This is a genomic window from Sphaerochaeta sp. S2 (assembly GCF_016406725.1).
GTDB lineage: Bacteria > Spirochaetota > Spirochaetia > Sphaerochaetales > Sphaerochaetaceae > Sphaerochaeta.
Genome location: NZ_JAEKNT010000233.1, coordinates 1 through 10649, shown reverse-complemented (window position 1 = coordinate 10649; position 10649 = coordinate 1). Strand labels below are relative to the sequence as shown.

Sequence of the window (10649 nt, the reverse complement as noted above, 5' to 3'; positions counted from 1 at the left end):
TCAAGAAGTAGCGAATCTCCTTGCCAAGAAAATAGAAAAGCCTGCACTTTCTGAACGAGAGCGATATCTCTTCAATCTCATTCAAGATGAGGGAAGTGCTAAGATGACAGAGCGAGTAATCGTCTTCAGGAAGGAAGATACCTCCTTTTGTCCTTATTGTCTTCAAAACATTGCTCCGAATTATAAAGCCGATTTGGTAAAAAGTATTGAAAAAGTTCTGAGTAAAGAGGTTGAACAACATCAAGGTCTATTGGAGAAAAAAAAGATTGGCGTTCTCTCATTCGATTTTTCAGAATTTAAAGATATAGGAGGATATGAGTATTGTTTAGAATTAATTGAAGAGATAAATCAATCAGTAGAAAGGACCTGTGAACTTCTTGATCAGAAAAAAAACAATCCCTATTCACCGATTACGCATGAGACTATTGATATTGGGGTTTGCTCGAAAAAATTGGAAAAAGCTTTGGTAGAGTTGGCCGATCAGAAGAGAGTGCATAATGAGAAATCGAAGAGCACAGCACCTATTGCTAGGGAGTTAAATCGCATTAACGCAGAAATTGCATATTATGATATCGAATCGTCTGTTAAACATCTGGAGAAACAACAGGAGGAAAAAAGGTTAGCAGAAAAATGCTTACATGATAGGGACGAACAACTCAAGAAAAAGATTAAGGCGATTGATGACCTTGACGCTAAAAGAAAAAATATTCACTTGGCGATAAATGAAATTAACAAATGTCTTAAGTATATCTTTTTCTCTGAGGATAGATTGGAAATTAAATACATTGATGGAACTTATAAATTGTTTTGTGCAGGGAAAAAAGTTAAACCGTGTGATGTGTCTGTTGGCGAAAGAAATATTATTGGTCTTTGCTATTTCTTTACTCATATTCTCAATAACCAGGATGCAAATGTTGCATATGGAGAAGAGTATCTTCTGGTCCTTGATGATCCGGTTTCGAGTTATGACAGAGAGAACAGAATTGGCATTCTCTCATTTTTAAAATACAAGCTTGGATTATTTCTTGAAGGAAATATGAATACCAAGGCGCTTGTTATGTCTCATGACTTGATGACCTGTTATGATTTGTATAAGGTATTCGAAGAGTTGATTAAATCTTGTTGTAACAAAGGATATCCTAACAAACTGAAATTCAATGGTTATGAACTTAAAAATTGCTCAATTGAATCTTTTCTATACAATAATAGACATGAATATACTCAGCTAATGGAAAACGTATTCAATTACGCTGTAGGTCAATCTGAACCACAATATGAGATTGTAATTGGGAATATGATACGGCAGGTCCTAGAAGCTTTTTCAACATTTGAATATAAAAAGGCAATTGATAAAGTATCCACAGACAAGGCTATTATATTGTCCTTTGCAGATGAGCGATATGGAGTCTATTTCGAGAATCTTATGTATCGTCTTGTTCTTCATGGAGGTAGCCACAAAGAGGAGCGAGTGAAATCAATGGATGACTTGAACTTTTTTAGTCTCATTTCTGAAGATGAAAAGCGAAGGACAGCCAAAGATGTTCTGTGTTTTATCTATTTGCTAAATAAGTCGCATTCACTTGCTCATTTAAGAGATATAAAAGACCAAGATGTTGAAAATACACTCGACACATGGTGTGAAAACATACTGAAGCATGTATCGGTGCCAGATAGAGAAATCGTATAATGGTAAAATGATTATGTAGATTGCATAAGACTTTCCTCTCTTTTCCCTTGACAGAACCTTTCTTCCATTCTAATAATTACTTAAACGCATAAGTAGAGGTTCCCGATGATCTGTACCGGTAATGAATACATAGCAATCCCTGAAATAGAAGAGAACAGTGACGTACTCAGCATTAACGTCCTCTCCATGGCTCAACGTGGCATGATCGAATTTCGGGGAGGGGAGAAGCCCTTCCTTCACCTCGGACTCTCTGTTAACGGAACTCCTTCAGAATTCTCATCATACACCCAGGACCGATACTGGATCCCGACCTTCTCTTCGGAAACCCCTTCCTATAGCGCTAATTATCAGATCCTTTCCCCGAAAGACCAAAAAGGCTTTGTGCAGGTAATTACGATACAGAACAAAACAGAGCAGTCCCTTGATGCAAGGATTACCCTAACAGGCTCAATTGCTGAAGTCCTGCATACCGTTAATGAAAGCAAACCCTTCGAAGGCAGCATGCACGCATATAAGACAAACTGGTCAGACTGTCCTTGCTTTGACATCCGATCAGGATTCCCAGTCCTCGCGCTTGCCCCGATTACCTCTAGCAGCAGTGATTGGGTTTTTTGCGAAGATCCTTCTATCTCTTTCACCATGGATTCCCCATTGGAAGTTCCTGCTTTAGGAAATGCACAGTTTGCCATCTACTGGGGAGTAGGGTTTGAGGAAGTCTCGGCAGTTACCAGTGCACGGGAATTTTCCCGGCAAGGAGTAGAAGCCCTCTACCAGGAGCAAATTTGTTATCTGGACTCCATCATCAGACCAACCGGTGACAGAGAGATGGACAAGACCCTCTTCAGCAACCTGCTCTTTTCCATCCACTACGCAACTGGAAGAACCATCGACTCCGAGGAGCTCGTCCTGGTGACCAGCAGAAGCCCGCGCTACTACGTAAGCGCAGCCTACTGGGACCGGGACTCACTGCTCTGGTCCTTTCCTGCAATCCTGGAAGTTGACCAGGCACTTGCACGGGAAATGCTCTACTACGTCTCCACCCGGCAGAAGCGGAACGTCGGGATCCACAGCAGGTACATTGATGGAACAATCCTTGAACCAGGCTTCGAGCTCGATGAGCTCTGCGCCCCCATTCTTGCCATCGACGCATATATCAAGAAGACTTCTGAGCCAATACTGGAAGATAGTGATATCAAGTCCCTCACCAATCGCATCATCGGTAAATTGGAAGCAGTTGAGACTGAAACAGGACTCTATAAGACCTTCCTCCAGCCAACCGATGACATGCATGTCTACCCCCTGCTTACCTACAACAATGCCTTGGTCCATGCAGTGTTCTCCATCCTTGCCTCCTGGAATTGGAACGGGAAGGCCTCCCACTGGACAGAAAGAGAAGAAGCTGTGAAGCGTGCGATCGAGATGCACTTGGTTAAAGACCACCATGGCAAGAGACAGTACGTTTGGTCTACCGATGGGAACGGGAACTATGACATTTATGACGAGCCACCTGGCAGTCTCTTGCTCCTCCCACTCTTCAGTATTACCTCCCTCTCAGATGAAGTGTACCTGAACACGGTCTCTACCATCACCGACCCTGCCTATGAATATTCATTTGCAGGAACCAAATTTGCTGCGATTGGGTGTCCGCATGCACCTCATCCCTGGATATTGAGTCTGGCGAATGAAGTCAGGGTCCTGCATACAGAAGCTGCTATCCAAAAGCTCCTGCATGCGCCAATGGACCATGGCATCGCCTGTGAAAGCATTGATGAGCACAGCGGGTACGCGAGTACAGGTGAGGCATTTGCCACCTGCGCTGGATACCTCGCCTATGTCCTCATCGGGGAGATGAAAGCACGTGGAAAGTGGAAAGCATAATACCTACCTGCCTTGGCAGATTGAAACAGACATAACTCAGCAGAATGAACGCTTCTGCCAAAGTATCTTCTACCAAGGCAATGGAAGGTTCGGCCTCAGGGCAGTATTACCCGGCGATACCTATACAAGCGAGAACCATGGAGTCTACAAGGCTAGGGGGTTTGAGTACATCAAGAGCGGCATCACAGACATGGTCAACTTGCCCGACCCCTTACGCTTGTCAGTCTTTATTGATTCAGTACCACTCTCAAATATTGGGAGCAAGCAAACACTGGACATGAAGCGAGGGGTCGTGACCCGTACCTGGGAAACCGATCAGTATTCCTGTACATACTCCAGATTGGTCTCTTTTAAAGAGAAGGACCTGGTTGGTCACCGATTTGTCTGTAAGGCAAAGAATCGGCTTGCTTTACTTGTAGACGATGCAATCGACGATTCGGTCATGAACCTCCCCGTCAACGATGACCAAACCGTAGAGAATGAAGAGAGTCTTGTTTTACTGAAGAAGAGTCGCTTCTCTTGGGAGAATGGAATCTTATTCATGGAGGGCTCTAGTGTCCATGACGCCCTCTCTTTCACCTATACCAAGATCTATGACTCCTCTGTCCCTGGGAGTGAAGATGGTAACCAGAAGCACTATGAAACTGTACTTGAAGCTGGCTCGTCCTTCTTCTTGGAGGCAGTGGTCAGTTTGGAAGGAAAGAGCTTGGAAGGATATTACTATGAACGACTCTACCAGGAATCAGAAGAAGAACTCTCCCTGTTCTGGGAAGAACATGACATTATCCTCAATGGACCCGTGGAAGACCAGTGCGCCATTCGCTGGGCTCTCTTCAATCTGAAGCAGAATGAACCAGAGCAGGGCTGTTCCATCGGGGCCAGGGGACTTACCCATAGCCGCTATAAAGGTTGTTACTTCTGGGACACAGAAGTCTTCATACTTCCGTATTACCTTTACACCAATCCAGTAGTCGCCAAGAACATCCTCTCCTACCGCGTGGAGACGTTCTCATCTGCCAAGGAGTATGCTGCTTCCTTGAACCTGAAGGGGGCACGGTATCCTTGGATGAGTGCTCTTGACGGCTCAGAGCAGTGTGAATCGTGGGATACCGGAAAGTGTGAGGTCCATGTCACTGCCGATATCGTGTGGGCGATGGACCAGTATGTACAAGCCACCGGTGACCATGCATTAGAAAAAAAGAGCCTCGTTGAAATCTACCTGGAGACAGCACGGTTCTGGGCCTCACGATTTACCTACATTGATCAAACAGACCGGTATGAGATGCTCTTCGTGAAAGGCCCCAACGAGTATGGCGGGGTGACCAAGAACAACACCTTTACCACCTGCATGGCCTTGCATACGATGAAGCTGGCCCTTGCAGCTGCAGAGAGAGGGGAGCTCATTCTCTCTTCGGAGGAAAGAGCTGAGTTTGAGGCAATGATCAGCAAGGCTGTCATCCCCTACAGCGAGGAAGAAGGGACCTACCTAGAGGATGATCTGTTCCTCTTGCAGGAACCCTTCGATCTGAAAGCCCACAAGACGAGTGGCAGGGCTCTCTATCATACGATCTGCTTCGACCGCCTCCAGCGGTACAAGGTAGTCAAACAGCCCGATGTCTTGCTGCTCTATCTCCTGTTGCCCGAGTACTTCAGTGATGAGGAAGCACAGAACGCCTGGTCGCTCTATGAACCCATTACCAGCCATGACTCCACCCTAAGCTGGGGTATGCATTCCCTCATTGCCTACAAGCTTGGTTTGAGGGAGGCAGGAGAGCAGTATCTCAGGCAGGCCATGTTCCTCGACCTTGAGGAGCTCATGGAAAACACAAGTGGGGAAGGGCTGCACATCGGAGCGATGGGAGCATTCCTCCAGGCAGTGCTCTTTGGGGTAATGGGACTGAGCTTCACTGGCGGTGTCTCATCTTCTCCCTCCCTGCCTGCTTCGTGGCAGCAGATTGAGAGCAAGGTAACCTACAAAGGAGAGCGATATCGGGTGATTTGTGATACAAAAGGTAGCCGCTTGGAAAAGATTTCATTGACAAATGAGTAAATGAGTTCAATACTTAACTTAAACGCATAAGTGAGGCAATGAATGGCAACGAAACGGATTAACATGAAGGATATCGCACAGGAAGCCGGGGTTTCTACGGCTACGGTCTCCTACATCATAAACAAACGTTCAGACCAGGTCATTGCACCCCAGACCATCAAGAAAGTGGAAGAGGCTATCAAGCGGTTGGGCTATGTCCCCAATCTGGGAGCCAGGGCCCTGGCCTCGAAACACTCCCACCTGCTTGGTCTCTTGATCCCCCAGACAGAGAAAGAGACGAAGCTGATGTTCTCCAACTCCTTCTATGGTACCTTCCTCTCTAACTTTGAGTATGAGGCAAGGAAAAAGGGCTACAACATTCTCATCAGCGGGACCTCTGCCGATGAAAGCTATCTGGATGTGGCACAGAAGAGAAGTCTTGATGGAATAGTCATCGTTGGAGTTGAGCTTGAGTCGGATATCAAGGGGTTGAAGAAGAATGGAATCCCTGCCGTCCTTGTCGATTCCTACGGAATGGACAAGGAGCTCAGCTCAGTCACCATTGATGATGAGAATGGGGGCTTCCTTGCTACCGAATACCTGATCTCGATGGGGCATAGAACCATAGGGATAGCTACCGGGTATTTGACCAAGGAAGGCGTAAATACAGAGCGTTTGAAAGGGTATAAGCATGCCCTAGCAGCCAATGGATTGTCCCATGATGACAGATATGTCTACTCAGGTACCATCTCCTATGAATATGGGATTGAACTGGGATTGGCTTTGGCCAAGTCCCCTGATAGACCAACTGCTGTCTTTGCCACTGCTGATATTCTTGCCTTTGGCTTGGTCAAGGGACTGAAGAAGGGAGGGCTGAGGGTTCCTGAGGATATCTCAGTGGTTGGGTTTGACGATGGGTTTATGGCAAGCAACATGGAACCTGCCCTTACCACAGTACGTCAGGATGTGGATAGTAAAGCGCGTATTGCTGCCCAGTTGGTTATTGATGCAATAGAAGAGAAGGAAAGTAGTTCGAATATTGTACTGCCTGTCTCCCTGGTGGAGCGGGAATCGGTACGGAAGTTGGTAGTAAATTGATAATCCGAAGCCGTGCGGGGCTTCGGATCATCGGATGAGTCATACTGGTGTATCACTGCAAATCCAATTGTAGTGAGTTCGAAGCGGTTTGTACAGACAAGAAATGAAGATGCCTGTACCAGGAGGTTTGTTGTAATGAAAACAACGAGAAACGTTCTCTCACTCGCCCTTGTTCTGGTTCTCGTATTGCTCCCTGCTTTTTCTGCAGGAACAAAAGAGGCTGCTCAGGGCACTGTTACATTGAAACTGGAACAGTTTTCCGGTTCAGAAGCTACACTCTCAGGAGAAGCCCTTAAGGGAATGATTGCAGAGTTCGAGAAGCAGAATCCAACGATCAAGGTCGAATTACAGACCATTGGTTACGATGATTATTTCACCCAGCTCCAGAGCAAGGTGGTTGGGGGCAATGCAGCAGATGTGTTCGAACTCAACTATGAGAATTTTGTTGCCTACGCAAGCGAAGGTGCCCTAGCAGATGTAACGAAGCTACTTGGGGATACCAGCGGTTTCAATAAGACCGCCCTTGATGCCTTCAATTACCAGGGAGTGCAGTACGGCGTACCAAACTCATTCAGTAATGTGGTCCTGTTCTACAACAAGGCGCTCTTCGACCAGGCAAACCTGGCTTACCCCACAGCTGACTGGACCTGGAAGGATGTTGAGGTTGCCTCCAAGAAGATCATGGCCCTCGGTGAGAATATCTGGGGTTTCTATAGACCCTTGTCTTTCCATGAATTCTACAAGGGAGCAGCACAGAATGGTGGATCCTTGATGAATGCTGAGAGAACAGCCTTTACCGTCAATCTTCCCCAGAACGTTGAGGCAGCAAAGCTTATGGCAGGCTGGCAGAATGATTCCAAGATCATGCCAACCGATACCGACATGGCAGGCATGGGCGACTGGGACCTCTTCAAGAGCGGCCGACTGGGCATGCTGGTGACCGGCATCTGGGCCTTTGGGGATTTCACCGCCAATTGCCCATTCGACTGGGATATCGCCATCGAACCCGGTAACGTACAGAAGGCAACACACTTCTTCTCCAACTCCTATGTGGTGAGTGAGACCAGTAAGCATCCCGCTGAGGCTGCAAAACTGGCAGTGTTCCTTGCAGGAAGCAAGGAAGCTACCAAACTTAGGGTTGAAGCATCGTGGGAACTTCCCCCGGTAACCTATCCTGAGATCATTGACAGCTATCTCTCCATCACCCCTCCTGAAAACAGGGAAGCAGTATTCGCCTCCCTCGACTACCTGGTAACTCCACCGGTAAGTATTCAGCAGGCAGAGATGCAGGCAATCATCCAAAGTTATTTGGGCCAGATTGTCTCCGGTAAACAGAGTGCAAAAGCTGCCCTTGATGCATGTCAGAAGGAACTTGAAGCCAAGATTTCTTTGTAACCACAAACTAAGTGGCATGGCCTTCTTGGCCATGCCTCTGGAGGTCTTATGAGTATCCAGGGCAGAAGGGGAATCAGAGTTGCTCTTCCCTATCTACTTCCGAGCCTGCTTGGTGCCCTTCTTTTTGCCATACTTCCGATCATTATCTCGCTGATGTTGAGTGTAACCAACTGGTCAGGTATGTCCAGGGTGCGTTTGACTGATGGGTTCCTGAAGTTTGTTGCAGAGCACTTTGTAGGATTGGAGAACAGCAAGGCAATCTTGGGTGACGCTGAGTTCTGGAGAGCCTTGTCCCATAATCTCTACTTTATTGTCCTCTATCTTCCCCTGATGCTTGCCCTGTCCATGACCGCGGCTTTGATTATCAATGCACCGAATCGTGGGGCCAATGTCTACCGGGTTGTGTACTATCTTCCCGTGCTCACCAGCTGGGTCGCCGGTTCCTTGATCTGGAAATGGTTGCTCTCTCCGGTATACGGGCCGATCAATAACGCACTTGCAATCATAGGAATTGAAGGACCACTCTGGCTGCAGAGCGAGGTCTGGGCAATGCCATCCATTGTGCTGGCCTCAATTTGGAAAGACATGGGTTTCTACGCCATGATTCTCCTCGGTGGCTTGAAGAGTATCAACGTAGAGTACTACGAGGCTGCAAGAATCGACGGAGCATCAAAAGCTCAGGTATTTGCTCGCATCACCTTGCCTTTGCTCTCCTCTGTGCTCTTCTATGTCTCGATGCTCTCCATGATCAATGCATTCCAGCTTTTTCCCCAGGTCATGGTTATGACCAAGGAAGGAAATGCTGGGCCGAATGGGGCAACGATGGTTATGGTGGAGCGTATCTACAAGTATGCTTTCCGATACGGAAAGATGGGGTACGCAGCCGCATACTCCTGGATTCTTTTCGTGATTATCATGGCATTTACCTACATACAGAAACGAGGGGAGAGAAGGTGGGTCAATTATGATGTATAAAATACATGCGAAAGTCTTCTTCTATCACTTGCTTGCAATTGTATTGGGTATCCTTGCCATTATCCCCTTTCTCTGGATGATCTCCACCTCGCTAAAGAGTGGGGGAGCACTGTTGGTCGTTCCTATCGAGTGGTTCCCGAAGGAACCCACCATCCAAGCCTACGAAAAGCTCTTTGCCCTTACCGGCATGCTCCGCTCCATCGGTAACTCGCTGGTGGTAACTTCTGGTGCGGTGCTGGTTGCACTCTTCTCCTCATCCATGGCAGCCTTCGCCTTCTCAAAGATTCGCTTCAAGGGCAGTGGATTCCTCTTCATGCTTTTCATCGCATCTATGATGCTTCCCAGCCATGTTCTTTTCATACCGCTCTACTTGATCATGAACGACCTGCGTTTAGTGGATACCTTGTTTGCCTTGATTCTTCCCTATACCTTTAAGGCCTTTGCGGTGTTCATGCTGCGTCAGCAGATGATGAACATACCGGATGCGTACCTGGATGCAGCTGCCATTGATGGAGCCTCATTATTCAGGTCATTTATCACGATCTTTCTCCCGCTCTGCAAGACAGCCCTCGCAACCTTGGCGATTATTATCGCCATGGATGCCTGGAATGACTATCTCTTGCCGTTGGTTCTCATGACCAGCCCCAAGAACTATACGCTTCCTATCATACTCAATGCCCTCTCCGGGCAGTTCAAGACGGCATATGACCTGCTGATGGCCGGTTCCCTGATTTCTATAGTCCCGCTTCTGATCATCTACATAGGTGCTCAGAGGTATTTCGCCAGTGGTCTCCAAATTGGAGGAGTAAAAGGATGAAATCTATCTATTTGGATGCAAACGCATCGAGTGTTGTTATGGCTGAGGAACCGAGTAGTGTACGGCTTCAGTTCAAGGGGACACATCTCTGGGGAGCAGGTGAGCACTTTGACCGCGTTGAGTTCCTCTCACACCCCAGAAGAAACGAAGTGGAAGAAGTATTTACTCAGCAGGGTACCCATACCTATCTTCCTCAGCCGTTGTTCCTCTCTGATGAGTATGCTTTTCTTGTACAGAGTGACCGTGTCTTTACCATCGAGTCGCAAGGGGACGGGGATGGTATTCAGCTCACTTTGCAAGGAGCATTTTCTCCTGAAGACTCTCTCGTTATTGCATCCGGGACACCCAGAGAAACTCTGAAAAAGCTACTCTCCTATCTTGGAGGGGTAGCCCTTCCACCACCATGGGTGTTTGGAGAGTGGGCAAGTGCAAACCGATGGAGAAGTGAGCAGGATGTGCGTGAAGCCTTGGATGCTGCACGCCTACATGGGTTTCCCATATCAGTCTTGGTAGTGGAAGCTTGGAGTGATGAATCGACATTCTATACCTTCGGCGAGGAGCCAGGACTCTGGCCTGATCCCAAACAACTTGTGCAGAAGCTGAACGATCAAGGAGTTCACTTCGTTCTATGGCAATGTCCTGTCTTCAAGGCCTTGGAAGAAGGTAGGCGTGATGTACGTCATGAGCAAGACCTCGCTTATGTTCGTGAGCATGGACTCGCAGTACTGAACAGGAACGGAACCCCATACACCATTCCCGAAGGAAACTGG

The 10649-nt window shown here is 47.4% G+C and carries 8 protein-coding genes; all 8 read left to right on the top strand.

Going from position 1 to position 10649, the window contains the following annotated elements; translation table 11 throughout:
* Nucleotides 1–1687, top strand: a 1687-nt coding sequence (locus JF818_RS06635) for an AAA family ATPase (protein ID WP_198891246.1), incomplete at its 5' end; no start/stop codon positions are given.
* A 105-nt stretch (nucleotides 1688–1792) separates the two neighbouring features.
* Nucleotides 1793–3565 (top strand): glycoside hydrolase family 125 protein, encoded by a 1773-nt coding sequence (locus JF818_RS06630; protein WP_198891245.1) that lies wholly within the window; start codon nucleotides 1793–1795, stop codon nucleotides 3563–3565.
* Nucleotides 3546–5615, top strand: a complete 2070-nt coding sequence (locus JF818_RS06625) for a glycoside hydrolase family 65 protein (protein WP_198891244.1) — start codon at nucleotides 3546–3548, stop codon at nucleotides 5613–5615. Before JF818_RS06630 ends, JF818_RS06625 begins: the two co-directional genes overlap by 20 nt.
* Nucleotides 5616–5657: 42 nt before the next feature.
* Nucleotides 5658–6692, top strand: coding sequence for a LacI family DNA-binding transcriptional regulator (locus JF818_RS06620; protein WP_198891243.1), 1035 nt, complete (start codon nucleotides 5658–5660; stop codon nucleotides 6690–6692).
* 135 nt (nucleotides 6693–6827) lie between these two features.
* Nucleotides 6828–8087: a sugar ABC transporter substrate-binding protein gene (locus JF818_RS06615; protein WP_198891242.1), complete on the top strand. Its 1260-nt coding sequence runs from the start codon at nucleotides 6828–6830 to the stop codon at nucleotides 8085–8087.
* 48 nt (nucleotides 8088–8135) lie between these two features.
* Entirely contained in the window at nucleotides 8136–9062 is a 927-nt protein-coding gene (locus JF818_RS06610) for a carbohydrate ABC transporter permease (RefSeq protein ID WP_198891241.1), read from the top strand.
* On the top strand, nucleotides 9052–9879 hold the full coding sequence (locus tag JF818_RS06605; RefSeq protein WP_233066567.1) for a carbohydrate ABC transporter permease: 828 nt from the start codon (nucleotides 9052–9054) through the stop codon (nucleotides 9877–9879). Before JF818_RS06610 ends, JF818_RS06605 begins: the two co-directional genes overlap by 11 nt.
* Nucleotides 9876–10649 (top strand): TIM-barrel domain-containing protein (locus tag JF818_RS06600; protein WP_304945009.1); only part of this gene is annotated, 774 nt, incomplete at its 3' end. The genes JF818_RS06605 and JF818_RS06600, both read left to right, overlap by 4 nt.